Annotated in this window: 22 protein-coding genes; 7 read left to right on the plus strand and 15 right to left on the minus strand. The window is 60.2% G+C overall.

Going from position 1 to position 23,200, the window contains the following annotated elements; genetic code table 11:
- Window positions 1-37 precede the first annotated feature (37 nt).
- Complete coding sequence (locus ACEVJK_RS02855) at window positions 38-343, minus strand: STAS domain-containing protein (protein ID WP_147570899.1); 306 nt, start codon at window positions 341-343, stop codon at window positions 38-40.
- A gap of 236 nt (window positions 344-579) precedes the next feature.
- Here ACEVJK_RS02855 and ACEVJK_RS02860 point away from each other — a divergent pair, with 236 nt between their 5' ends.
- Window positions 580-1,941: an MATE family efflux transporter gene (locus ACEVJK_RS02860; protein WP_374739923.1), complete on the plus strand. Its 1,362-nt coding sequence runs from the start codon at window positions 580-582 to the stop codon at window positions 1,939-1,941.
- Between the two features lie 51 nt (window positions 1,942-1,992).
- Here the strand turns inward: ACEVJK_RS02860 and ACEVJK_RS02865 are convergent, their stop codons facing one another.
- From ACEVJK_RS02865 to ACEVJK_RS02900, 8 genes are all read right to left on the minus strand, one after another.
- The gene (locus ACEVJK_RS02865) at window positions 1,993-2,532 is read right to left on the minus strand and encodes a hypothetical protein (RefSeq protein ID WP_147570901.1); all 540 of its coding nucleotides are present in this window, start codon (window positions 2,530-2,532) and stop codon (window positions 1,993-1,995) included.
- A 65-nt stretch (window positions 2,533-2,597) separates the two neighbouring features.
- The gene (locus ACEVJK_RS02870; protein WP_317246521.1) at window positions 2,598-2,963 is read right to left on the minus strand and encodes a type II toxin-antitoxin system PemK/MazF family toxin; all 366 of its coding nucleotides are present in this window, start codon (window positions 2,961-2,963) and stop codon (window positions 2,598-2,600) included.
- A 276-nt stretch (window positions 2,964-3,239) separates the two neighbouring features.
- Entirely contained in the window at window positions 3,240-4,379 is a 1,140-nt protein-coding gene (gene alr, locus ACEVJK_RS02875; protein ID WP_374739924.1) for an alanine racemase, read from the minus strand.
- Between the two features lie 69 nt (window positions 4,380-4,448).
- Window positions 4,449-5,033, minus strand: coding sequence for a hypothetical protein (locus tag ACEVJK_RS02880; protein ID WP_374739925.1), 585 nt, complete (start codon window positions 5,031-5,033; stop codon window positions 4,449-4,451).
- Between the two features lie 32 nt (window positions 5,034-5,065).
- Window positions 5,066-6,757 (minus strand): NAD(P)H-hydrate dehydratase, encoded by a 1,692-nt coding sequence (locus tag ACEVJK_RS02885; protein ID WP_374739926.1) that lies wholly within the window; start codon window positions 6,755-6,757, stop codon window positions 5,066-5,068.
- Entirely contained in the window at window positions 6,754-7,278 is a 525-nt protein-coding gene (locus ACEVJK_RS02890) for a hypothetical protein (RefSeq protein WP_374739927.1), read from the minus strand. Before ACEVJK_RS02890 ends, ACEVJK_RS02885 begins: the two co-directional genes overlap by 4 nt.
- A 78-nt stretch (window positions 7,279-7,356) precedes the next feature.
- Window positions 7,357-8,274, minus strand: a complete 918-nt coding sequence (locus tag ACEVJK_RS02895; RefSeq protein WP_374739928.1) for a SufD family Fe-S cluster assembly protein — start codon at window positions 8,272-8,274, stop codon at window positions 7,357-7,359.
- Window positions 8,275-8,287: 13 nt separating this feature from the next.
- Window positions 8,288-9,016: an ABC transporter ATP-binding protein gene (locus tag ACEVJK_RS02900; RefSeq protein WP_147570908.1), complete on the minus strand. Its 729-nt coding sequence runs from the start codon at window positions 9,014-9,016 to the stop codon at window positions 8,288-8,290.
- A 798-nt stretch (window positions 9,017-9,814) separates the two neighbouring features.
- On the opposite strand from ACEVJK_RS02900, the gene ACEVJK_RS02905 reads away from it, so the two are divergent.
- From ACEVJK_RS02905 to ACEVJK_RS02930, 6 genes are all read left to right on the plus strand, one after another.
- Window positions 9,815-10,834 (plus strand): polysaccharide deacetylase family protein, encoded by a 1,020-nt coding sequence (locus tag ACEVJK_RS02905; protein ID WP_340405294.1) that lies wholly within the window; start codon window positions 9,815-9,817, stop codon window positions 10,832-10,834.
- A 27-nt stretch (window positions 10,835-10,861) separates the two neighbouring features.
- The gene (gene pheS, locus ACEVJK_RS02910) at window positions 10,862-11,887 is read left to right on the plus strand and encodes a phenylalanine--tRNA ligase subunit alpha (RefSeq protein ID WP_186853301.1); all 1,026 of its coding nucleotides are present in this window, start codon (window positions 10,862-10,864) and stop codon (window positions 11,885-11,887) included.
- Window positions 11,888-12,043: 156 nt separating this feature from the next.
- Window positions 12,044-14,860 (plus strand): phenylalanine--tRNA ligase subunit beta, encoded by a 2,817-nt coding sequence (gene pheT / locus ACEVJK_RS02915; protein ID WP_374739929.1) that lies wholly within the window; start codon window positions 12,044-12,046, stop codon window positions 14,858-14,860.
- A 96-nt stretch (window positions 14,861-14,956) separates the two neighbouring features.
- Window positions 14,957-15,985, plus strand: coding sequence for a low specificity L-threonine aldolase (locus tag ACEVJK_RS02920; RefSeq protein ID WP_374739930.1), 1,029 nt, complete (start codon window positions 14,957-14,959; stop codon window positions 15,983-15,985).
- Window positions 15,986-16,073: 88 nt separating this feature from the next.
- Complete coding sequence (locus ACEVJK_RS02925) at window positions 16,074-16,550, plus strand: RNA polymerase sigma factor (protein WP_147570914.1); 477 nt, start codon at window positions 16,074-16,076, stop codon at window positions 16,548-16,550.
- Window positions 16,547-17,245: a zf-HC2 domain-containing protein gene (locus ACEVJK_RS02930; protein WP_147570915.1), complete on the plus strand. Its 699-nt coding sequence runs from the start codon at window positions 16,547-16,549 to the stop codon at window positions 17,243-17,245. Before ACEVJK_RS02925 ends, ACEVJK_RS02930 begins: the two co-directional genes overlap by 4 nt.
- A 55-nt stretch (window positions 17,246-17,300) precedes the next feature.
- On the opposite strand, the gene argF is transcribed toward ACEVJK_RS02930, so the two are convergent.
- The 6 genes from argF to argC all read right to left on the minus strand — a co-directional run bounded on the left by argF (window position 17,301) and on the right by argC (window position 23,166).
- The gene (gene argF, locus ACEVJK_RS02935) at window positions 17,301-18,218 is read right to left on the minus strand and encodes an ornithine carbamoyltransferase (RefSeq protein WP_147570916.1); all 918 of its coding nucleotides are present in this window, start codon (window positions 18,216-18,218) and stop codon (window positions 17,301-17,303) included.
- A 79-nt stretch (window positions 18,219-18,297) separates the two neighbouring features.
- A complete protein-coding gene (locus ACEVJK_RS02940) occupies window positions 18,298-19,476 on the minus strand; it encodes an aspartate aminotransferase family protein (RefSeq protein ID WP_374739931.1) in 1,179 nt (392 codons plus the stop codon).
- Between the two features lie 217 nt (window positions 19,477-19,693).
- Window positions 19,694-20,551, minus strand: a complete 858-nt coding sequence (gene argB / locus ACEVJK_RS02945; RefSeq protein WP_147570918.1) for an acetylglutamate kinase — start codon at window positions 20,549-20,551, stop codon at window positions 19,694-19,696.
- A 15-nt stretch (window positions 20,552-20,566) separates the two neighbouring features.
- Window positions 20,567-20,908: a hypothetical protein gene (locus ACEVJK_RS02950; RefSeq protein WP_186853296.1), complete on the minus strand. Its 342-nt coding sequence runs from the start codon at window positions 20,906-20,908 to the stop codon at window positions 20,567-20,569.
- 29 nt (window positions 20,909-20,937) lie between these two features.
- On the minus strand, window positions 20,938-22,161 hold the full coding sequence (gene argJ, locus ACEVJK_RS02955) for a bifunctional glutamate N-acetyltransferase/amino-acid acetyltransferase ArgJ (RefSeq protein ID WP_207721990.1): 1,224 nt from the start codon (window positions 22,159-22,161) through the stop codon (window positions 20,938-20,940).
- A 63-nt stretch (window positions 22,162-22,224) separates the two neighbouring features.
- Window positions 22,225-23,166: an N-acetyl-gamma-glutamyl-phosphate reductase gene (gene argC / locus ACEVJK_RS02960; protein WP_374739932.1), complete on the minus strand. Its 942-nt coding sequence runs from the start codon at window positions 23,164-23,166 to the stop codon at window positions 22,225-22,227.
- Between the last annotated feature and the right edge of the window lie 34 nt (window positions 23,167-23,200).

The following is a 23,200-nucleotide window of genomic DNA, read 5'->3' on the forward strand; positions in this document are numbered from 1 at the left end:
ATGTAGGTCCTCCTTCGTGCAGGGCGGGCCGCCCCCTCTATTCAAATCGGATGATACGCTGGAGGCCGGCGGCCCGGAACACCTTTTCCGCCTGCCCCGGCGTGTTGATCACCCGCATGGCTCCTCTCACCTGGCCCATCCGGCGGTGTGCCCGCAGCAGCACGGCGATGCCGGAGCTGTCGGTAAAGGTCAACCCTCCCAGGTCCAGAGTCAGTTCCCTGGGCAGTGCGGCGTCGATCCTCCGGTCCAGCTCCTCCATCACCGCTTTGGCCCCATGGTGATCCAGCTCTCCCGTCACCGCCGCGGTCAGCCGGCGCTCCTCTTCAGTGCAGTTCACAGGCATTTCTTGTGGCTCCTTTCCAGGGGAAGGCAGACGGCCGCCCCTATGTCCCAGATGGTTTGATTATAGGACAGGCCCTCTGTCATATCCTGCCTCTTTCTGTCTGTTGACAGTATTTCCCTCCTTTTCCGTTGTCATTCCTTCCCTATCTTTTGGGGTAAAATTTTTTATTTTACAAATTTTGTATTTTGCCGTATAGTAGTATGCGAAGAACGATTGACAACAGGAGGCGCTTTCGGGTGTCACGAGAAATACATCTTACCTCTGGCCCTATTATGCCCCAGCTGGTCCGGCTCTGTCTGCCTCTATTGGCTGCCAACGTGCTCCAGCAGCTGTACAACATCATCAATTCTCTGGTGGTGACCTACTACATCGGGGACAGTGCCTTTGCCGCCCTAGGGGTAGCCGAGAGCGTAATGAACCTGTTTATCTACGTCATCACCGGGGCCTGTATGGGCGCTTCCGTCCTGATCGCTCAGTTTTACGGCGAGGAAAACTTCCCCCGTCTGCGGCAGCAGCTCTATGTGTCCGCCGTCCTCATCGGCGGATGTACCCTGGGCGCCGTCCTGCTGGGCCAGATTTTCCTGCCCCAGTTACTGGGCGTCATCCAGACTCCAGCGGAACTGATGGGAGATGTGTCCTCCTATCTGCGCATTATTCTAATTGGCATGGTAATCACCTTCACCTATAACTATCTGGCCGCCACCCTCCGGGCTGTGGGAGACACCCAGGCCGCCCTGTACTTTCTTCTCGCCTCCCTTGGATACAACCTAGTCTGCGCCTGGCTGCTGGTGGCGGTGCTTGACATGGGCATTCAGGGGACCGCTCTGGCCACCGCTTCCGCCCAGCTGCTGTCCACCCTGCTATGCTTCCTCTACATTCGCAAACGGCGTGCCTTTCTTACGATTCATCGGGGAGATATGAGAATGGACCGCCAGTTGGTCCGGCTGACCAGCAGCTATGCCGCTGTGGCGGCCCTCCAACAGTCCAGTCTCTACCTGGGCAAGCTCATCATCCAGAGCGCAGTCAACGGCATCAGCCTGGTAAGTACCGCTCCCATCTCCGCCTTCACCGCCGCCACCCGTGTGGAGAACTTCATTCAGGCCTTCGGCATAAGTGGATGTGAGTCCATCGCAATCTTTGTGGCCCAGAACCGGGGTGCCTGCCAGGAACTCCGCACCTATCAGGGATTTAGATGGGGGATTTTTACCCTTTTGACCATGGGTCTTTTCTTCTCCCTGACAATAAATCTGGGCGCCTATCCCCTGTCTGCCCTATTCCTGGGCGGCAAGGCGGAAGGGATGGAGCTATGTATCTCTTATTTGAAGTACATCAGCTGGTTCTATTTCCTGTCCTTCACCGGTCACGCCTGGGTCGGCTGGTACCGGGGCGTGGGACGGATGAACATTACCTTCTGGGGCACCACCATTCAGATCGCCATGCGGGTAGCCGGGACCTATCTGCTGGTAGGGGCCATGGGGCTGGATGCGGTGGCTCTGGCCACCGGAGTGGGATGGGTCGCAATCAACATCTTCCACGCCTCTGTCTTTGTCCTGGCAGTCAAGGGCATCTGGCCCAAAAAGTCTCAGTCACCTCAATAAGTGAGAAAGCCGCGGCCCGTGGGCCGCGGCTTTCTCACTTATTCAACAATTTCAGGAAACGGACCAGCCGCCTCGGACCAACAGCTTCACATCACTGGCAGCTGCCTTCAGGGTACGGTCTGGGATGGTGGACATATAGAGGTGGTTTTTCGTGAGGGAGGCGCCGCTGTTCACGGTCCCGCCGGTGGAGATATCAATGAGGGCGGGGCTGGTATTGGACTGGACCGTGGCCGATCCCACCCGGAGTAGGACCTCGCAGCCTACCTCCAGAGCCATGGTCTGACCACTGGTCATCGTGACCAGGGTATAGGAGGCGCTGCCAGAACCGGCAGAACCGCCTGCCGCCTCTATCTCCTGCTGATATTTGGCTATCTGGGCAGCCAGCTGGGTGGATAGCTCCTGCTGCCGGACCTTAGTGTTCTCCTCCACCTTGGCCACCACCTCAGGAATAACCGTTTCATCCAGATAGCTCATGGTAACCAGAGGGTCATTTTGGTCCCCGTTGGCGGCCAGCACCACTCCAGCCCCCAGGCAGAGGGCGGCCAAGATGGCGGTTCCCGCCGCCAGGGTCCATCTCCTGCTTTTTTTCATGATAAGTACTCCTATCTCTGTCGCTGTCTTATGTAGGCTCCGCCCATAGGCGGAGCCGCTTACTTTTACACCATGGTCTCTGGGTGCAGCCCGAAGCTGACCGCGATAGCGGTATCCACCTGCTTCATGACTCCCTCGTCCAGCCGGCCCATCTTTTCCCGCAGGCGACGCTTATCCAGGGTCCGCACCTGCTCCAGAAGGATAACCGACTCCTTGGGCAGCCCGCAGCTCAGAGGTGCCACCGAGATATGGGTGGGCAGTCTGGCCTTCCCTGTCTGGGAGGTGATGGCCGCGGCGATGACAGTCGGGCTATGACGGTTGCCCGTATCGTTTTGGACGATCAGAACAGGCCGCACGCCCCCCTGCTCACTGCCCACCACCGGGCTGAGATCGGCGTAAAAGATGTCGCCTCGCTTCACGCTGTTATCCACGTACATTCACACTCCGCTGGAAAGATAGTACGCGTTACAGGCGCCCACCGGGTCCTATGTAACGCTGTACTATGATTCTCCCACGGAGCGGCGGGGTTTATACTCTCCGCCAAAAAATAGCATTTTTTGCTTTGACCAAGCCCGCCGCGCCTTTGTACCCTGGAGAGGTCCTCCCCTCTCCGCCGCTCCAACTCATCCTATGTGGGTCTGAGCCGGGCGGTCACGGGGCCGGACAGGCAGCGGGCCAGCCTGTCCGGTGGATTTTGGGGGCCAAACTCAACGGATCTCCCTTCCACCATCCAAATAGATACGGGGGACCCGCCGGGAGAGCTGGCACAATAATTCATAGACAATGGTCTCAGCCTGATCCGCAGCGCGCTGGGTCAGCCCAGGGCCATAGATCCGGGCCACATCCCCCGGCACCACGTCGGGCAGGTCCGTCACGTCCACCATGCACATATCCATACAGATGCGTCCAAGGACGGGGCACAGCCTGTCCCCGATCTGGACCTGCAGCTTGTTGGACAGGGATCTTGGCAGGCCGTCCCCATAACCGACCGGCAGGACAGCTACCCTGGAATCCCGCTCCAGCACGGCGGTACAGCCATAGCTGATGGGGCTTCCGGCAGGCATTGGCCGGACGGCGGCCACCCGGCTTTTCAGAGTCATGACCGGGATCAGGCCGGGGGCCTCTATCCCCGGCGCAGGCGGGAAGCCGTATAGGGCGATGCCGGGACGGATCATATCCATGTGGCTCTGCCCATAGTGTAACACAGCGGCGCTGGCGCCGCAATGGTAAATTGCGAAATGAAGCCCCCGGTCCTCCAGAGCCTTCTTCGCCTCCAGAAACCGCCTGAGTTGGGCTGCGGTGTAGGTCTCGTCCTCATCCGCAGCGGCGAAGTGGGTGAACATCCCCTCCACCTCCAGCCCAGGCAGGGCGCACAGGGCGGTCATCTTCTCCAGGGCGGAACCGTTCTCTCCATCCCCCCAGAGAAACCCCAGCCGTCCCATACCAGTGTCCACCTTCAGGTGGACGCGCAGCCTCTTTCCGGCGGCCAGCGCCACTCGGGACAGGGCCTGGGCGGACTCCAGATCCTCCACAGTCTGGGTGATGTTCCAGTCCAGCAGGTCCTGGGCCAGCGCCGGGTCCGTCTGGCCCAGGCAGAGGATGGGCAGGACAATACCGCCACGCCGCAGCTCCTCCCCCTCGGCTGCACAGGCCACCGCCAGCATATCCGCTCCCAGCTCCTGGAGCTTTTTGGCCACTGGAACCGCCCCATGGCCATAGGCATCCGCCTTGACCAGCCCCAAAAATCCGCAGCCCGCCGGGGTCAAGGCCTTTAGGGCCCGGTAATTGTGTGCCATGGCCCCCAAATCTATCTCCGCCCAGGTGCGGGCCTTCCGTCTGTCTGTCATCGGTCATACCTTCTTTTGTATCCAAATAGGGCCTGCTGCCCCATTTTCCTCTCCCAAGGGCCTGTTCCCCTAGGACATAGCAAAATCTGTAAACTCACATAAAATGGCCCGGAATCCGTCCACCGATATCTCGCCTCTGGACAGGGCATGGGTAGAGGCGTCGAACCACAGGGATACCTCGCTTCCGGTGCCCGGAGTTCCCTCCGGGTCCCCACAGTCCATACGGAGCAGGGCGCCGTCCTCCTCCAGCGCGCAGGACACGATGTAGCCTGACCGGGCCCCTTCCAGCAGGGCGGGGACGGCGGACACAGGACTCAACCCCTCCGGGTCCAGCGGGCCCGTTTCCACTGAAAGACCGTCATATTCCAGCTGTCCATCCTGCCCTGTAACGCGGGCCGTGATGCCGGCCACCGTGTCCGGAGCGGACAGTGTCAGAGTGGTCTCCTCGCCGTCCACCGCCACCGCCAGCTCATACTGGTACACCCGCTGCCCGTAGTCGGCGGTAATGGCCGCCTGCCCCGCGCAGGAGCTCATGGCCAGATACTCCCCCCGGATCTGTAAGGCCAGCTCCTCCGCCTCGTTCCCTTCCGCTCCGCCGGTACAGGCGGATAGCAGCAGGATCATCATTGGTACGCAAAACAGAAGTTTGCGCACAGTTTTCCCTCCAAAGCGTCATGAATAGGCTTTTATTTTCGCTCCTCATTCTCCTTCAGCACCTCGGGGAGCATCCCGATCAGGTCAGAGGGCAGCATAGCGTACTCCCCAAACCGTTGAGCACACTTGTCCCCGGCCTTCCCATGAAGCCACACAGCCAGAGCAGTTGTTTCCGACACCGTGGCATGGGGTCCCTGAAGGTGCTTTTGTCCCAGCAGGGCGGCGATCATCCCGGCCAGCACATCGCCGGAACCTCCCTTTGCCATGCCGGGATTCCCGGTGCCGTTGAGCCAAGTGTGGCCGTCTGGAGCGGCAGTGACAGTGCCTCGCCCCTTGAGGACCAACGTGCAGCGGTGATCCTTGGCAAAAGTCCGGGCTGCCGTCACCCTGTCCTGGATGGGGAGGGCACACCCCGTCAACCGGACAAATTCCCCGGCGTGAGGGGTCAGGACCGTGGTCGCCCGCCGTCTGTCCAAACTATCTATATGCCCGGACAGGGCATTTATGCCATCGGCGTCCAGCACCACTGGTATCTCCAGGTCACATAGCAGGGAGCGCACCAGCCGCTCCATCTGCGGATGCCGGCCCAGGCCAGGACCGATCACAGCCACATCACAGGACCGGGCCTTCTCCAATAGTTTATCATACTCCTCCGGCAGAGGAAAGGCCATGGCCTCCTGGCACTTGACAGCCACAATGGGATAGATCTCTCGGGGCACTCCCACATAGACCAGTCCGGCTCCGGTGCGCAGCGCCCCACAGGCGGCCAGCACAGGAGCTCCGGTATAGCCCTCGCTGCCCCCCAAAATAAACACCTTTCCAAAGTCCCCCTTGTGGCCGTCTGCCGGCCGGCGGGGGAGATTCCAGTGCATATAGTCCGGACGGAGCTCTATTGGCTCCGGGCCCCGCCATATCATCTGGTGAACCAGGTCCTGGGGGATGCCGATATGGGCCACCCGCACCTCTCCGGCACAGCCCGCACCAGCGCCCAAATAGAGCCCCGGCTTGGCGCAGGTGAAGGTAACTGTAGTTTCGGCCTGGACAGCCTGGCCCAGTACCTCCCCAGTGTCCCCATCCACCCCGGAGGGCAGGTCGCATGACACTACGGGAGCCCGCCGGCCGTTCATCCACTGGACCGCCGCCAAAAAATCCCCCTCCAGCGGCCGCTTCAGCCCCACCCCGAACAGGGCGTCCACATAGCAGTCGCAGGTCCCCAGCCAGGCCGCCAGCCTCCTGTCCTCCAGGTCCAGAGGCTCCAGCACGCCGCCGGCCTCAATCAGACGGGCCTCCATCGCCTTTGCGTCCGGCGTCATCTTCTCCCGGCCGCCCACCAAAAAGGCGCGGACACGATAGCCCTCCTCCAGCAGGATGCGGGCGGCGGCGATGCCGTCCCCACCGTTGTTGCCAGGACCGCAGAAAACAGCGATCCTCTGGGTGGGGTCGGTATTTTTGCTCTCCACGATGGCCCGGACAGCCTCCATCTCCCGCTGCTCCTCCGGCGTGGGCTCCCGGCTGTCCTCCATCATAATAAATGCTACCGAAACAGCCGACCCAATCACGCCATCCGGCCGTCTTGGCCCCTTCACAGGCCCCACCAGATCGACCACCGCCTGGGCCGCCTCCCGGGCGGCGTTCTCCATCAGCTCCAGAGAGGGGATCCCCCGCTCCTCAATGGTCCTCCGGTCCAATTCCCTCATCTGCTCTGTGGTGGCAAGCATACTCATTTTTCCCGCTCCTTCCATCCCTTTGGCAGCAGCTCCTCCACTGGGACTAATTCCACCACCTGGGCCGCCGCCGTCTTCGATGGGTATACCGTCAGCTCCAGGGCCGGCTCCCACAGCTCCCGGACCTCCTCCCCCGCCAGCAGCCGTCCGGAAAATCGCTCCATACCTTCCGACACCAGGAACACCGCCCCGTCCGGGGTGACGCAGTAAACCCCGTCTCCGATGGATTCCGCCCGGCCATACCAGCCGCCATCCCGGTCCCGGGCGACAAGTTCCATATAGGGCACTGTAAAAAACGGGGCGTTGGGAATGTCCTCGTCCTCAAAGAAAAAGAACACCCCGGCCCGCTCCGCCATCTCCTGATACTGAGGCAGCTCCTTCCGGATCTTGGCCTGCTCGGTGTGGATCACAGTCCCGGCGGGAAGGACCTTCGCCTCGCTGCTTAAGAGCCCCAGCGCGCCAAATCGATTCAGCTCCCCCATGTCAAAGTAGACGGTCCTCACAGTTCTCTCCCCTGTCACAGATTTTTTCCCATTCTACCACACTTCCCCGGACAAAAAAAGAGGGGGAGGGCCTCCGGCCCTCCCCGAATTCAATCTTTATTTCAAAAATCCGTTGACGATCTGTTCCTCGGCCTCTTTCTCCGTCAGGCCAAGGGTCATGAGCTTTGTGAGCTGCTCTCCGGCGATCTTGCCGATAGCCGCCTCGTGGATGAGCTGGGCGTCCAGACAGTTGGCGGTGACCTCCGGGATGGCGGACACCACGCCCTGATCCATGATAATGGCATCGCACTCAGAGTGGCCGTAGCAGGCGGCGTTCCCGTTGATGCGGGCCAGGAACACCTGCTTGGACTCGCCCCGGGCCACAGACCGGGAGATGACATTGGTGTGGCAGCCCTCCCCGTCCAGATCCACTGTGAAATCGGACTTGGCCAGTTGGCGGCCGTGGGTCATCACCTTCTCCTTGATAATAAGGGTGGAATTGGGCCCCAGCTTGGCCTTAGTCGTGCGGATGGTGGAGTCCACTCCCTTGATCTGGGTGGTCTCCATCTCCATGTAGCTGCCCTCCCGCATCTCCACGATGGTGGTGGGATTCATGATATTCTCTCCCAGTCCGTCCCCCTCGCCGTAGTGGCGCTCCACATAGCGCACCCGGGCGTTTTTCCCCACATAGAAGGCATGAATACCAGAGTGCTCCGAGTTCTGCACCCCGCAGTTGTGGATGCCGCAGCCGGCCACGATGGTCACGTCGCAGTCGTCCCCGATGAAGAAGTCGTTGTACACCGTTTCGGTCAGGCCGCTCTCACTGAGGACCACCGGGATGTGGACCGACTGGTTTTTGGTACCGGGCTTGATAATGATGTCGATGCCGTCCTTGTCCGTCTTGGAAACAATATCGATGTTGGCAGTGGTATTCCGGGCAGCCGCCTTCCCGTTGGCCCGAATGTTATAGGCCCCCTCAGGCACGCCGTGGAGCTCCGCTACCTGCTCCAGCAGGTTCTTTTGGATTGCGTCCATAAAAATCCCTCCTTTACCGCACCTTGTCCGTCAGGGCGCTGCAAACCTCAGGCGCCGCTCCCAGCAGCGAGGGCAGGATATCCTTCCTGGGCCCGTCCCGCTGGACCTGGCCGTCCGCCAGGACGATAATGCGGTCAGCGATGTTCAAAATCCTCTCCTGATGGGAGATGATGAGGATGGAGCCGTTGATCTTCTCATGCAAGTGCTCAAACACCTGGATGAGGTTGCTGAAGGACCACAGGTCAATGCCCGCCTCCGGCTCGTCAAAGACAGACAGCTTGGTGGAACGGGCCATAATCATGGCAATCTCAATGCGCTTCAGCTCTCCACCGGACAGAGAGGCGTCCACTTCCCGGTCGATATAGTCCTTGGCGCACAGGCCCACCTCTGAAAGATAGTTGCAGGCCTCCGGCACGCCGATGCTCTTTCCGCTGGCCAGGGTGATCAGATCCTTCACCGTCAGCCCCTTGAAGCGAACCGGCTGCTGGAAGGCAAAGCTGATGCCCTTCCGGGCCCGCTCGGTGATGGACAGGCCGGTGATATCCTCTCCGTCCAGCAGGATGCGCCCCTGGGTGGGCGTCAGGATGCCGGCGATGACCTTGGCCAGAGTGGATTTCCCCCCTCCGTTGGGTCCGGTGATGGCCACGAACCGCTCGCTGATGGTCAAATCGATATCGCGCAGGATGCCCTTGTTGTCGCCGTCCTGTTCCACGTCATAGCTGATATGCTGTAATTCCAGCATGGGAACCCCTCCTATGGTTTCCGGCTCTGGAGCCGGTCTGTCTAAACAGTATCATGCCCCCTGGACTGGGCCGCCAAACAGGGCCTGTCCTTTGAGGCGTCTTTATTCTATCACGGGAGGGAGAATTTGTCTATCCTTAATTTCCTACTTTTTTAATAGGAATTTTATTTTTCAGATTTTATGCTTTATTATCCTGGCCCTCAAGGGATCAGCCCCCTCTTTACAGGGAAGTATATACAGAATGACACCTCTTTTAAAAAGGAGGTCCCGCCATGAGAGATACCGCTCTCCCTCCTCCTGTGTCGCTACGGCGCGGAGCGCCTGGACTGGAAGGGGCTTATACTCTGCTTGATTGGGCTCAATCTTGTCCCGCTCCTCCTTGCGGCCCGCCCCGCCTGGCCCTCCTCTTTGGTTCTCCCGAGGGGCCCTGCATCCGGCCCTTTTCAGGCCTCCTCTTTCTCTGCGGGGCAGCTTTTTCATATTTTTCGTCGGGATGACTTGCATTCCCGGCGCTTTTGTGATATAAGTACCTTTAGTGTAAATTGCGGAGAACAGGAAAATAGGGGAACTGTGTTCGTCAGAGAGGGTAGGTCACCGGCTGAGAGCCTGCCTGGAAACGGCCCCTTGGTTCGCCTGGGAGCGGCCCCTGAGAGGGGGACGGTCTGCCCACCGTTATCGGGGCTTTGAGCGCGTACAAGTGTGTACGAATGCGGGTGGTACCGCGGAAGGCTGGCCTTTCGTCCCTGAATTTTGGGGATGGAAGGTCTTTTTGTTTTTTGAAACATGAGGTGATGTGCCATGAAGCGTCGATTTATCCCGATCCTGGCTGCTTTGACCTGTGTGCTTCTGCTAGCCGGCTGCCAAAAGGCTGGCCCCAGTCCCCTGCCCGGTTCTGATGTCAGCTCCTCTGTCCCTATTCCAGAGACGGAGGATACTGACCAGTCCACGCCCTCCGACACCGGCGATACTCTGCCGGACCTTTCTGTCAATCAGTTCCCCAGTTCCTCTCCCGATGAGCCTGAAGGCCCTGCTGTCCCTGTGGAGCCTTCGATGCCAGACGAACCTCCTGTTCAAGAGGAACCCGCTGAAACGCCGCCGCCTGTGGTGGAGGAGCCGGCGCCGCCCGTGGATAACCACACTCTGTATATCCTGATGTATCACCACTTTGTGCCTGATACCGACGAGGAGCTTAACGACTGGACGCTTACGGAGAGCCGCTTTCGGGAGGACCTGCAGTGGCTGGCGGACAACGGCTATACCACGGTCCTACCCCGGGAGCTGGCAGCGGGAGAGCCCCTGCCGGAGAAGGCGGTCATGCTCACCTTTGACGACGGTTATGCCAGCAACTACCAAATTGCCTATCCCCTGCTTCAAGAATTTCAGGCCAAGGCCGCCATCGCTATGATCGTCCGCCGGACCGTGGACGCCAAGCCCGACTTTCTCACCTGGGAGATGTGCCGAGAGATGGCCCAGTCCGGGCTGGTGGAGTTCGGCTCCCACACCTACGACTCCCACAAGGAGGCAGATCCCCGGGGCATCCTGCATATCAAGGAGGAAACACCAGAGGAATACGCCCAGCGCATTTTCCCGGATCTGCAGGCCAGCATCGACCTCATTGAGGAGAACGTAGGCGTAGAGGTAGACTACTTCGCCTATCCCCACGGGCAGACCGATTCCTGGTCCGACGCCTATCTCACCGAACATTTCTCCGTATCCGTCACCACCCGGCACGGCGCTGCCGATATCCGTAAGGGGCTGTACCAGATGCCCCGGCATAATATCACCATGCGGGCTCCGGTCAGCCAATATCTTCCCTGATCGTCCCCGAACAAAGGAGTTTTATCCATGAAAGAACAGTTAGCGAACATCCGGTCTCAGGCCCTTGCGGCCATCGAGGGGGCCGCCGATCCCGCCGCCCTGGATGCCCTCCGGGTTCAGTACCTGGGCAAGAAGGGAGAGCTCACCAATGTGCTGAAGAGTATGGGCTCCCTCTCCGCCGAGGAGAGACCCGCCATGGGCCAGCTGGCCAACGAGGTCCGGGCCGCTCTGGAAGGGGCCATTGAGGCAGCCGCCAGGAAGCTGGAAAAGCAGGCCCTGGAGCAGAAGCTCCGGGACGAGGCGCTTGATGTGACTATCCCCGGCAAGGCGGTCAAGCTGGGCCACAAGCATCCCATGTATATCGCCCTGGACGAGATCAAGGACATCTTTGTGGGCATGGGCTTTACCGTGCTGGATGGGCCGGAGGTGGAGCTGGCCGAATACAACTTTGACCGCCTGAACGCCGACGAGGGCCATCCCAGCCGGGACTGGTCGGATACCTTCTACTTTGACGAGGACAGCCGGGTGATGCTCCGCAGTCAGACCAGTCCCATGCAGGTACGGGCTATGGACACCATGCCCCTTCCTATCCGCATCATTGCCCCCGGTCGTGTGTACCGTAAAGATGAGGTGGACGCCACCCACTCCCCCATGTTTCACCAGGTAGAGGGCATGGTCATCGACAAGGGCGTCACCATGGCCGACCTAAAGGGCACCCTAAATACGGTGGTGGAGCAGCTGTACGGCAAGGGCACCAAGACCCGCTTCCGCCCTCACCACTTCCCCTTTACCGAGCCCTCCTGTGAAATGGACGTGCAGTGCCACAAGTGTGGCGGCGTAGGCTGTCCCACCTGCAAGGGAGAAGGCTGGATCGAGCTGCTGGGCGCCGGCATGGTCCACCCCCGAGTGCTGGAGATGGCGGGCATTGACCCCAATGTGTATTCAGGCTGGGCCTTCGGCATGGGTCTGGAGCGCACCGCCATGCGCCGCTTCAAGATCGCCGACCTGCGGCTCATCTTCGAGAACGACGTGAGATTCTTAGAGCAATTTTAACTGTTCCAAGAATCAATTAGGAATTAGAAATTAGGAGTCAGGAATTGGGGCGTCCCTTTCGGCGGCCTGATTCCCAGCCATCCGGCGGCAGCCGGACCCCAAAATTCCTAATTCCTAACTCCTCATTCCTAATTCAAACAAAGGGAGTTTTATAATATGAATCTATCTCGCAAATGGCTCAACGAGTTCGTCACCGTTGAGGCCAATGACAAAGACTTTGCCGAGGCCATGACCTTGTCTGGCTCCAAGGTGGAGCTGACCCACGACCTGGGCTCTGAAATTTCCAACGTGGTGGTGGGCCAGATCCGGTCCATGGAGCGCCACCCCGATTCCGACCATATGTGGGTATGCCAGATCGATGTGGGGCAGGCCGAGCCCGTCCAGATCGTCACCGGCGCCTGGAACATCCATCCCGGCGACCTGGTCCCTGTGGCCCTGCACAAGTCCACTCTGCCCGGCGGCAAGAAGATCGAGAAGGGCAAGCTGCGCGGCGTGGTGTCCAACGGCATGATGTGCGGTCTGTCTGAGCTGGGACTGGACGAGCGGGACTTCCCCTACGCTGTCATAACCGCCGCCGCTCTCCTAAACGACTACCACCCTCTGGATAAGGACAAGCCCTCCATCCCCGCCGATATCAAGGCCGGGGACAAGGTATTCGGCCCCGTGGTGTGCGCTAAGGTGTTGGAGGCCTCCGCCCAGCCCAACGGCTCCTTCCACACCTGTCTGGACCTGGGAGGCTCCACCGCCTGCCCCGACACAGCATGCGCCAACCTCCATGAAGGAGATTTAGTGGCCTATAACACTAAGATGGACTCCATCTGCACTCTGGCCGACCTCCACGCCCAGCAGGCAGAGTTCCCCCACTGCATCCCAGACGGTATCTTTATTCTCCGCGAGGACTGCAAGCCCGGAGATGACCTGAAGCCGGTCGTTGGCCTGGATGACCATGTGGTGGAGTTTGAGATCACCCCCAACCGCCCCGACTGCCTGTCGGTCATCGGCTTGGCGAGAGAAGTGTCCGCCACCTTTGACCAGCCCCTGCGCCTCCATCAGCCCTTGGTCAAGGGCGGGGCCGAGGGTTCCCTGGTGGAGCTGCTGGACGTGGAAACTCCGGCGGCCGACCTGTGCCCTCGGTACACCGCCCGGATGGTGCGAAACGTAAAGATCGCCCCCTCCCCCAAGTGGATGCGGGAGCGGCTGCGGGCTATGGGCGTGCGCCCCATCAACAACATCGTGGATATCACCAACTATGTCATGCTGGAGTACGGCCAGCCTATGCACGCCTTCGACTACCGCTACGTAAAGGGGGGCAAGATCATTGTTCGCCGGGCGGAGGAGGGCGAGGAGCTGACCACCCTGGACGGCAACGTACGCAAGCTGACCGCAAACCATCTGGTCATCGCCGATGAGCATCGGGCAGTTGGCCTGGCGGGCATCATGGGCGGTGAGAACTCCGAGATCGTGGCTGACACGGTGGACGTGGTCTTCGAGTCGGCCAACTTTGACGGCACCTGCATCCGTAAGGGGGCCCTGGCTCTAGGGATGCGCACCGAGGCCAGCGCCAAGTTTGAAAAGGGACTGGACCCCCTGAACACCCTCCCCGCCGTAAACCGGGCCTGTGAGCTGGTGGAACTGCTGGGCGCCGGCGAGGTGGTGGACGGCGTCATCGACATCCTCAACTTCGTGCCCCAGCCCCGGATCCTGACGTTGGAGCCGGACAAGATCAACGCCCTGCTGGGTACCGAGATCAGTGCCGCCGAGATGACCGCCATTCTGAAAAAGCTGGACTTCCAGGTGGAGGGGGACCAGGTTACGGTCCCGTCCTGGCGCGGCGACGTGGTGGGTATGGCCGACCTGGCCGAGGAGGTAGCCCGCTTCCACGGCTACAACAAGATCCCCTCCACCCTTGTTCGGGGGGAGACCACCCGGGGCGGCTACTCGCCGGAGCAAAAGCTGGAGCAGACCCTGGGCTCCGTATGCCGGGCCTGTGGGTATGACGAGATCATCACTTACTCCTTTATCTCCCCCACCTACTATGACAAGATACTCTGGCCCGCCGACTATCACGCCCGCAAGAGCTTCAAGATCCTCAACCCCCTGGGAGAGGACACCTCCATTATGCGTACCACTACCCTGCCCTCTATGCTGGAGATCCTGACCCGGAACTACAATTTCCGCAACAAGTCTGCCAAGCTGTATGAAGTGGGCCGGATCTATCTGCCCAAATCTGGCTCCACCCCTGTTTCTCCTGACGCTCCCGCTCTCGCCGCCTCCAAGGAGAAGCTGGAAAATATGGGAGTGAATGGGCTTACGGAAGCCCTTACCGGCGCGTTGAACCAGATGGATCAGGACGACGGCCTAGCCAATGAGGCCAAGGTGCTGTCCATGGGCGCCTATGGCGAGGATATGGATTTCTTCACCCTGAAGGGGACCGTCGAGGCTATTCTGAAGGAGATCCGGGCAGTAGACATCCACTTCGAGGGGCCCACCGGCGCTCCCTCCGACGCCTCCTGGCACCCCGGCCGGGTGGCCACCGTGTGGTCCGGCAGTGACTGTATCGGTATCTTCGGTCAGATTCACCCTCTGGTGGCCCAGAATTACGGGGTGGACGCCGAGCTCTACTGCGCGGAACTGTCCTTCGACGAGCTGATGCTGGCCAAGGGCCCCGATCCGGAGTATGTCCCTCTGCCCAAGTTCCCCGCCGTCACCCGCGATATCGCCGTCGTCTGTGATGAGGCCGTTACCGTAGGGGCCCTGGAGCAGGCAATCAGGAGAGGAGCCAAGGGTCTGCTGAAGGAGGTCTCCCTCTTTGATATCTACCGTGGGAAGGGCGTGGCCGAGGGCAAGAAGTCTGTGGCCTTCAATCTGGTCCTCCGGGCGGATGACCGCTCTCTCACCAGCGAGGAGGCCGACGAGGATGTGAAGGCTATTTTAGCGACTCTCGAGCAAGACTGCGGAGCAATCCTGCGCTGAAGTTTTCCATCTGCCGCTCCCCCGCGGGGTTTCCGCGGGGGAGCTTATATTCTGGCGGGACTATCATCCCGCCTCCCCTTTTTAGGAGGTAATCCCATGGTACGCTTTGAATGTGACTACGCCGCCGGGGCTCACCCCAAGGTGCTCCAGGCCTTGGTGGACACCAATCTGGAGGAGCATCCCGGCTATGGCACGGACCCCCACTGCGACCGCGCCCGGGCCCTGCTCCGGGACCTGTGCCAGGCTCCCGATGCCCATATCCACTTCCTGGTGGGGGGTACTCAGGCCAATACCACCGTGATCTCCGCCGCCCTTCGGCCCCATCAGGGCGTCATCTGTGCCCAGACTGGCCACATCAACGTCCATGAGTCCGGAGCGGTAGAGGCCACAGGTCACAAGGTGCTCACTATCCCCAGCCAGGACGGCAAGCTGACCGCCCACCAGATCGCCCAGTTCTGTCAGGGCCACTATGACGACCCCACCGCCGAACACATGGTCCAGCCGGGCCTCATCTATCTGTCCCACCCCACCGAGCTGGGTACCGTCTATTCTGTTGCTGAACTGGAGGACATCCGCAGGGTGGCTGACCAGTACCATCTGACCCTGTTTGTGGACGGGGCCAGGCTGGTCTATGGCTTGGCCGCTTCCGATGTAACCCTGCCCGATCTGGCCCGGCTGTGTGACGTATTCTATCTGGGGGGCACTAAGGCGGGCACGCTCTTTGGTGAGGCGGTGGTCATCACCCAGGATTCCCTGAAACAGGACTTCCGCTACCTCATCAAGCGGCACGGCGGGCTGCTGGCCAAAGGCAGGCTGCTGGGCGTCCAGTTCGAGGCGCTGCTGGAGGACGGACTTTACCTGGATATCGGCAGAAGGGCGGTGGTCCAAGCCATGCGGCTGCGCCAAGGCTTTTTGGACAAGGGCTGGCCCCTGCTGGCGAACTCTCCCACCAATCTGCAGTTTCCTGTCCTCCCCGACCACGCCGCAGCGGCCCTGTCCCAGCGATACTCCTTTAGTTTACAGTCCAAGCCGGACCCGACCCATACCGCTGTCCGGTTTTGCGTCTCCTGGTCCACCCGGGACGAGGATATCGACGCTCTTCTATCCACGATCCGCGCCTTATAGGCAGAAAGAGCCATGGAAAAATTTTTCCATGGCTCTTTTGTAACAATTTGCCCCAATCTGCATCCTATAAGCAGAAAGGAGGGAGAAGATGGAATCTTTTGAAGCGGTCTACGAGGAGCTGTTCCCACAGGTGTACCGGTATCTGTTGGTCCTGTGCGGCGACCGGGATCTGGCAGAGGAGTTGACCCAGGAGACTTTTTTTCAGGCCATCCAGCACATCGACAGCTTCCGGGGAGATTGCAAGCTCTATGTCTGGCTGTGCCAAATCGGCAAACGGAAATATCTAGCCGGATTGCGGCGGCAGAAGCGGAGCGGGGAGATGCCCGATCTGGAGCGCCAGCCCAGCCCCGACCAGTTGGAGGAACGGCTGCTGGACCGGGAATCCGCCATGGAACTTCACCGCCGGCTCCATGCCCTGCCTGAGCCCTATCGGGAGGTCTTTTCTCTCCGGGTATTTGGAGAGCTGTCCTTTGGAGAGATCGCTCAACTCTTTTCCAGGACAGAGAGCTGGGCCCGAGTAACATACCACCGGGCCAGATCAAAATTAAAGGAGGAAGATCAATGAACTGCAAAATCATTCAGGATCTGCTGCCCCTGTACCGTGATGAGGTATGCAGCCAGGAGAGCCGCCAGGCGGTAGACGAGCATATTCAAAGTTGTCCCCACTGTGCCGAGGTGCTACGCGAGATGGGAAGGGAGGAAAATCTGGACAGGGAGACAGCGGATGTGGACCGGGAAAAGGCCCAAGTCATAGCGGGCGTCAAACGCCGCTTCTCCCGCCGGAAACGCCTGTCTGTGCTGGCCACAGCGGCTGCCATGCTGGCCATGTTCCTGGTGTTCACCGCCGCCGCCGATGTAGAGCGGCCCGTGCCGTACCAGGAGGGCATGGTGGACGTCTCCCTGGCTTCAGACGGCGTCATCGACATCTACTACTATGGGGGAAATTACGCCTCGTTCCGGGTACTGGACCGGGAGATCGATGGACGGACGGCGGTCTATCTGTGCTATACCCAAAATATCAAATCCAACCTTACTCCCCTGTTCAGCCACGCAGGCAGGCCTGAATCCTCCGGCCACTTGTCCATTGGGAATGGGCTGCTGCTGGACACCGTAAAGGGGGCCGCTGTCCAGATCCCCTCCCAGGATCAAATTCAGGAGGTGTATTATCTGGCGGGAGACTATGCCGCTTTAGAGGATATGGGCGAGGCGGAATTTTCCGCTGCCACCGATGGAGCGGTCCTCCTCTGGCAGCGGAGTTAAGCTCCAGGCGACAGCAAAGGCCGGCGCACAGTCTGTGCGCCGGCCTTCTCTACTGTTACTGGTCCTTCATCAACAGGTACATAACTGCCTTCTGGGCGTGGAGGCGGTTCTCCGCCTCGTCGAATATCTCGTTTGCGTGGGCCTCAAAGACCTCGGCTGTGATCTCCTCTCCCCGGTGGGCGGGCAGACAGTGCTGCACCATGCAGCCGGGGTTGGCCAGCGCCATCAGCCCGTCGTTGATCTGATAGCCCGCAAATGCCTTTTCCCGAACGGTCTTCTCCCCCTCCTGGCCCATGGAGGCCCACACGTCGGTGATCAACACATCGGCCCCTGCCGCCGCCTCCTGGGGGGTGCGGAACAGAGAGAAGTGGAAACCGGGGTCGCTCCTGGCAAAGTCCAGCACCTGGGAATCGGGATCGTAGCCCTCGGGGCAGGCGATTGACACCTCCATCCCCGTCTTTAGCCCGCCTACGATCAGGGAGTTGGCCATATTGTTGCCGTCCCCAATGTAGCACAGCTTCAGTCCTTCCAGCACCGCCTTATGCTCTCGAATAGTCAGCAGGTCGGCCAGCACCTGGCAGGGATGGCAGAAGTCGGTCAGGCCATTGATGACCGGGATCTTGGTGTTCCGGGCCAGCTCCTCCACCTCGTCCTGGCCAAAGGTGCGGATCATAATTCCGTCACAGTAGCGGTCCAGCACTCTGGCCGTATCCTCAATAGGCTCCCCTCGGCCGATCTGACTCTCCTTGCCAGACAGGAACAGGGCGTGGCCGCCCAGTTGGAACATCCCTGTTTCAAAGGACACCCGCGTGCGGGTGGAGTTTTTCTCAAAGATCATGGCCAAGGTCTTGCCCTTGAGATAATCCCTGTGGATGTTGTGCTTCTGCTCGTACTTCAACTGGTCCGCCGTATTCAGGATCAGGGTGATGTCTTCCTGGGACAAATCCAGCAGCTTTAACAAATCTTTTTTCATATCAAATCACCAATCTTTGCAGGAGGGAGGCGTGAAGATGGAGTATCTCTCCACCCCTCACTTTTCTCTCTCCACTCTATCATAACAGCGCCGCTTTCATAATGGACAGCCCCTTGTCCATCTCCTCCTGGGTGATGGTCAGGGGGGGCAGCAGCCTCAAGCCGGGTCCCGCGGTGAGAATGAGCAGGCCGCTCTCGATAAGCTTGGCGGCCAGCTGGCTGTTGGTTTGCTCCCCCACCACATCGATGCCGATCATCATCCCCAGCCCCCGAGTCTTGCCCAGGCAGGGCAGCTCCATGGCTTCGATGGCCTGGCGGAGATACGCCCCTTTCTCCTTCACTTGGGCCAAAAAGGCGTCGTCCATCCGGTCCAGTACATGGCAGGCGGCGGCGGCGGCCACAGGGTTGCCCCCGAAGGTGGTGCCGTGAGTGCCGGGAGAGAACACCTCTCTGCACTTCTCATTGGCCATGATGCCGCCGAAGGGCAGTCCGCCAGCGATGCCCTTGGCGAAGGACACCACATCAGGCTGGATGTGATACTGCTGGAAGGCAAACAGGGAGCCGGTACGGCCCATGCCGCTCTGAACCTCATCGACAAGGAGCAGCCAATCCCGCTTGGCGCACAGCTCCGCCACTTTTTGGACGAACTCCAGGTCCAGGGGCAGTACCCCTCCCTCTCCTTGGACCAGTTCCATCATGACGGCGCACACGTCATGGCCGGCCACCGCTTCCACGCTATCCAGGTCGTTGGCATCGGCATAGCGGAACCCCTCGGTGAAGGGGAAAAAGTAGTTGTGGAACTTATCCTGCCCCGTGGCCGCCAGAGTCGTGATCGTGCGTCCGTGGAAGGAGTTACGGAGGGTAATGACCGTTCCGCGGCCCTTGCCATACCGATCAAAGGAGTATTTCCGGGCCAGCTTGATCATGGCCTCGTTGGCTTCCGCCCCGGAGTTGCCAAACATCACATTGGACATTCCGGTGCGGACACACAGCTTGTGGGCCACCTTGGCATAAGGCTCGGTGTAAAACAGGTTGGAGATATGTCCCAGCTTGGCCGCCTGGGTGGAAACGGCCTCCACCCAGCCCGGATCGCCGTATCCCAGCGAGCACACACCGATGCCGGCGGAAAAGTCAATATACTCCTTTCCGTCCACAGCCCAGACAGTAGCCCCTTTTCCGTGGTCAATGGCCACCTGGAAGCGGCCATAGGAGTGCATCACATACTGCTCGTCCAGAGCCTTGATCTCTTCAAAGGTCATGGTGTTCCCCCTTCAATCATATCCCCGCGAAACATCTTTTCCGCAAGGAATTCCGACACTCATCGGCGCGGAATCATAATTTTCTCTCGTTATCCTCCAGGATGGCACCGGAAATGTGCCATCTCCCACGAAATTCCTCCCGACGGTCTCGAAAGAAATCGAGGGTAAATTCATGCGATCCCTCTCCGCCAGATGCCGACGCCATTTAGGGGCGCCTTTAGTTGGTCAGCATGGTGCCGATGCCCGCGTCGGTGAGCAGCTCCATCAGCAGGGAGTGGGCCACCCGGCCATCCAAAATAACCGCCGACTTGACGCCGGAACGGACAGACTCCACGCAGCATTCCACCTTGGGGATCATCCCTCCAGAAATGACTCCCTCCCGCACCAGGGCAGGGACAGAGGAGAGTTGCAGCTCGGGGATCAGGGTGGCCTCATTCTTGGGATCCCGGAGCAGGCCGCGCACATCGGTAAGCAGGATCAGCTTCTCCGCCTCAAGGGCCACAGCCAGCTTGGCGGCGGCAGTGTCGGCGTTAATATTGTAGGACACCTCCGCATCTACCCCCTGGGCCACTGTGGCTACCACAGGGATATAGCCGTCATTCAGGGCGTCAATGACCGGGGCGGCGTCCACCTTGGTGATATCCCCCACCTGGCCGTATTTGTCATCCAGCTTTTTCGCTTGGAGAAGGGCACCGTCCAGGCCGCACAGCCCCAAAGCCCGGCCTCCCAAGCGGTTCAGAGTGGCTACCAGGTCCTTATTCACCCGGCCGCACAGGACCTGCTGGACAATATCCATCGTCTCCTCGTCTGTATAGCGCAGTCCGTCCACGAATTTTGACTCCTTGCCCAGCTTTTTCAGCATCTCGCTGATCTCCGGGCCGCCGCCGTGAACCACCACTACCCGGATCCCCACCAGGGACAGCAGAATGATATCGGAGATGACGGCGTGGCGCAGCTCATCAGAAACCATGGCGTTGCCGCCGTATTTCACCACGATGGTCTTACCAGTGAATTTTTGAATATAAGGCAGGGCCTCAGCCAGCACCTGGGCCCGGTCGATCTCATTAAAGGACATGGGACAGATCCCTCCTCATTTTTTATCAAGCAGCTTCCCCATCCGAGGGATGGCCGCCGCCAAAAGCAACAGCCCGCAGAAAGCGGCCGTTCTGATCCCCTCGTCCCGGAAGCTGGAGCCGTACCAGTAGTAGGACATTCCCACTTTGTCGTTGGGGTACAGGATCACCCCCAAGGCGCGGAGCACGCCGTACAGCAGCCCGGCGCTCAACCCCAGAACGAGAAGGCCAGCGCACCATCTCCCCACCCGGCTTTTTATTCCCCGGCGTGACAGCACCCCTAGGACTACTGCCGGAAGAAGATAGATGGGAAGCTTCAGGAGCAGCTCCGCCCCCAAGTCCTTCACCAATGCAGCCATCTCAGCGCAGCGCCTCCCATTTTCCAGGATCAGGTGCGGTAGTCGCCGTTAATTTTCACATAGTCATACGTCAGGTCGCAGCCCCAGCACTCCGCGCTGTCCTCCCCCTCGTGGAGGTCCACGGCAATGATGACCTCCTTCTGAGACAGGACCTCCTTGGCCTTGGCCTCGTCAAAATCTACGGCCTCACCCTGTTTACAGACCAGGAGTTCCCCTGCGGCAGAGCGGAACGTCACGTCCACATGCTCCGGGCGGAAGGGGGCTTTAGAGTACCCCATGGCGCACAGCACCCGGCCCCAGTTGGCGTCGGCGCCAAACATGGCCGCCTTCACCAAGGAGGAGCCCACCACCGACTTGGCCAGACGCTCGGCGCTCTCCTCGCTGCGGGCGCCGGACATGAGGCAGGTGATCAGCTTGGTGCACCCCTCGCCGTCGGCCGCGATAGACCGGGCCAGATAGCGGCACACATGGTCCAGGGCAGCCACAAAGATCTCGTAGTCTCCGTCCTTCCACTCGATAAGGGTGTTGCCCGCCAGACCGTTGGCCAGCACCGCGCAGGTGTCGTTGGTGGAGGTATCCCCGTCCACGGTCACCCGGTTAAAGGTTCTCGCTGCCACCTGGTGCAAAGCATCAGATAGAAGTTCGTGGGTAATGGCGCAGTCAGTGGTGATAAAGGCCAGCATGGTGCCCATGTTCGGATGAATCATGCCGGAGCCCTTGGCGATAGCCCCCATCCGCACCTCTTTCCCGCCTAGCTCAAAAGAAATCGCAATCTCTTTTTTCGCTGTATCCGTCGTCATAATGGCATTGGCCGCGCTGTCGGAGCCGTCCCTACCCAAAGCGGCGGCTGCCTTTGGCATACCTGCCTGAATCACACCGATGTTGATCGTTTTTCCGATGACTCCGGTGGAGGCCACCACAAAGTCCTCTGGCTGGCGGCCGGTGGCCTGGGCGGCGGCAGCGCACATGGCCTGGGCGTTCTCGTGGCTCAAAGGGCAGCAGGCATTGGCGTTGCCGCTGTTGGCCACCACACCCCAGGCGGTTCCGTCCTCCAGGTGGTCCATGGTGACATACACCGGGGCGGATTTCACCCGGTTCAGGGTATAGACGGCGGCGGCAGCGCACTCCCGCTCCGACAGGATCAGGGCCAGGTCGTTCTTATCCGGGCTGCTGCTGGCCTTGACGCCACAGTGGACACCGGCGGCCTGGAAGCCCCGGGCGGCACACACGCCGCCGGAAATTTCATTCAACATGAGGGATACCCTCCTTTTATTTCATCGGGGCGCACAGTGCGCGCCCCACCGCAGGACACGCTATTACAGGCTAAGTCCGGCAGTTTCTTCAAACCCCATCATAATGTTCATATTCTGGACCGCGGCCCCCGACGCTCCTTTTCCCAGATTATCAAACTGGGCAGTGAGCAGCGTCTGCTCCTGCGTTCCGGAAACCGTGATCTCCAGGCTGTCCTTTCCCGCCAGCTGGCTGGTATACAGCCGGGGACCGGCCCCTCCGAAGGGGGTGACCTGGACCAGCTTCTGGTCCTGGTAGTAGCCGGCCAGCAGATCGTGGACGTCCTGGGCATTGGGCGTGCCCTTCAGCAGATGGTTCTGGAGCATAACAGTGGTCGCCATCCCCTTGTAGATATCCCCCAGCACCGGCAGAAAATTGAGTGGAAAGTCCAGGCCCGCCACCTGACGCATCTCAGGCAGGTGCTTGTGACACAGGCCAATGGCGTAAGGAGCCGGAGAGTCCAGCAGAGGGTCCCGGTCCGGCGCCTCATACTCAGCAATCATCTTCTTTCCTCCGCCAGAGTAGCCGGTGAGGGAGTAACAGGATAAGGGGTAGTCCCTGGGCAGCACCCCCAGCTCTATCAGGGGGGCCACCGTGGACAAAAAGCCAGTGGCGTGACACCCTGGGTTGGCCACTCGGGAGGAGAACTTGATGCGCTGGCGCTGGCCGGGCAGCAGTTCGGCAAAGCCATATACCCAGCCCTCCGCCGTCCGGTGGGCGGTGGAAGCGTCAATAATTCGGGTCTTAGGGTTTTCTATGAGGGACACCGCCTCCACAGCGGCGGCGTCAGGCAGACACAGGAACACCAGGTCGGCGGCGTTGAGGAATTTCTTTCTCTCCTCTGTGTCCTTTCGCTTATCCTCGTCGATAAGGAGCAGCTCGATGTCCTCCCGGCCGCCCAGCCGCTCATAGATCTGCAGGCCGGTGGTGCCCTCCTTACCGTCGATATATACCTTTGGCTTACTCATATGGACCACCTGGATTTCTTTGAAATGATAGTTC

It is taken from the genome of Flintibacter sp. P01028 (assembly GCF_041925235.1).
GTDB classification, from domain to species: Bacteria; Bacillota; Clostridia; order Oscillospirales; family Oscillospiraceae; genus Lawsonibacter; species Lawsonibacter aceti.

Excerpts from the sequence above, each read along its gene's own strand:
- ACEVJK_RS02855 (WP_147570899.1), bottom strand. The coding sequence starts at position 343 with ATGCCTGTGAACTGCACTGAAGAGGAGCGCCGGCTGACCGCGGCGGTG.
- ACEVJK_RS02865 (WP_147570901.1), bottom strand. The coding sequence starts at position 2,532 with ATGAAAAAAAGCAGGAGATGGACCCTGGCGGCGGGAACCGCCATCTTG.
- alr (WP_374739924.1), bottom strand. The coding sequence starts at position 4,379 with ATGACAGACAGACGGAAGGCCCGCACCTGGGCGGAGATAGATTTGGGG.
- ACEVJK_RS02885 (WP_374739926.1), bottom strand. The coding sequence starts at position 6,757 with ATGAGTATGCTTGCCACCACAGAGCAGATGAGGGAATTGGACCGGAGG.
- ACEVJK_RS02895 (WP_374739928.1), bottom strand. The coding sequence starts at position 8,274 with ATGGACGCAATCCAAAAGAACCTGCTGGAGCAGGTAGCGGAGCTCCAC.
- ACEVJK_RS02900 (WP_147570908.1), bottom strand. The coding sequence starts at position 9,016 with ATGCTGGAATTACAGCATATCAGCTATGACGTGGAACAGGACGGCGAC.
- ACEVJK_RS02905 (WP_340405294.1), top strand. The coding sequence starts at position 9,815 with ATGAAGCGTCGATTTATCCCGATCCTGGCTGCTTTGACCTGTGTGCTT.
- pheS (WP_186853301.1), top strand. The coding sequence starts at position 10,862 with ATGAAAGAACAGTTAGCGAACATCCGGTCTCAGGCCCTTGCGGCCATC.
- pheT (WP_374739929.1), top strand. The coding sequence starts at position 12,044 with ATGAATCTATCTCGCAAATGGCTCAACGAGTTCGTCACCGTTGAGGCC.
- ACEVJK_RS02920 (WP_374739930.1), top strand. The coding sequence starts at position 14,957 with ATGGTACGCTTTGAATGTGACTACGCCGCCGGGGCTCACCCCAAGGTG.
- ACEVJK_RS02925 (WP_147570914.1), top strand. The coding sequence starts at position 16,074 with ATGGAATCTTTTGAAGCGGTCTACGAGGAGCTGTTCCCACAGGTGTAC.
- ACEVJK_RS02930 (WP_147570915.1), top strand. The coding sequence starts at position 16,547 with ATGAACTGCAAAATCATTCAGGATCTGCTGCCCCTGTACCGTGATGAG.
- argF (WP_147570916.1), bottom strand. The coding sequence starts at position 18,218 with ATGAAAAAAGATTTGTTAAAGCTGCTGGATTTGTCCCAGGAAGACATC.
- ACEVJK_RS02940 (WP_374739931.1), bottom strand. The coding sequence starts at position 19,476 with ATGACCTTTGAAGAGATCAAGGCTCTGGACGAGCAGTATGTGATGCAC.
- argB (WP_147570918.1), bottom strand. The coding sequence starts at position 20,551 with ATGTCCTTTAATGAGATCGACCGGGCCCAGGTGCTGGCTGAGGCCCTG.
- ACEVJK_RS02950 (WP_186853296.1), bottom strand. The coding sequence starts at position 20,908 with ATGGCTGCATTGGTGAAGGACTTGGGGGCGGAGCTGCTCCTGAAGCTT.
- argJ (WP_207721990.1), bottom strand. The coding sequence starts at position 22,161 with ATGTTGAATGAAATTTCCGGCGGCGTGTGTGCCGCCCGGGGCTTCCAG.
- argC (WP_374739932.1), bottom strand. The coding sequence starts at position 23,166 with ATGAGTAAGCCAAAGGTATATATCGACGGTAAGGAGGGCACCACCGGC.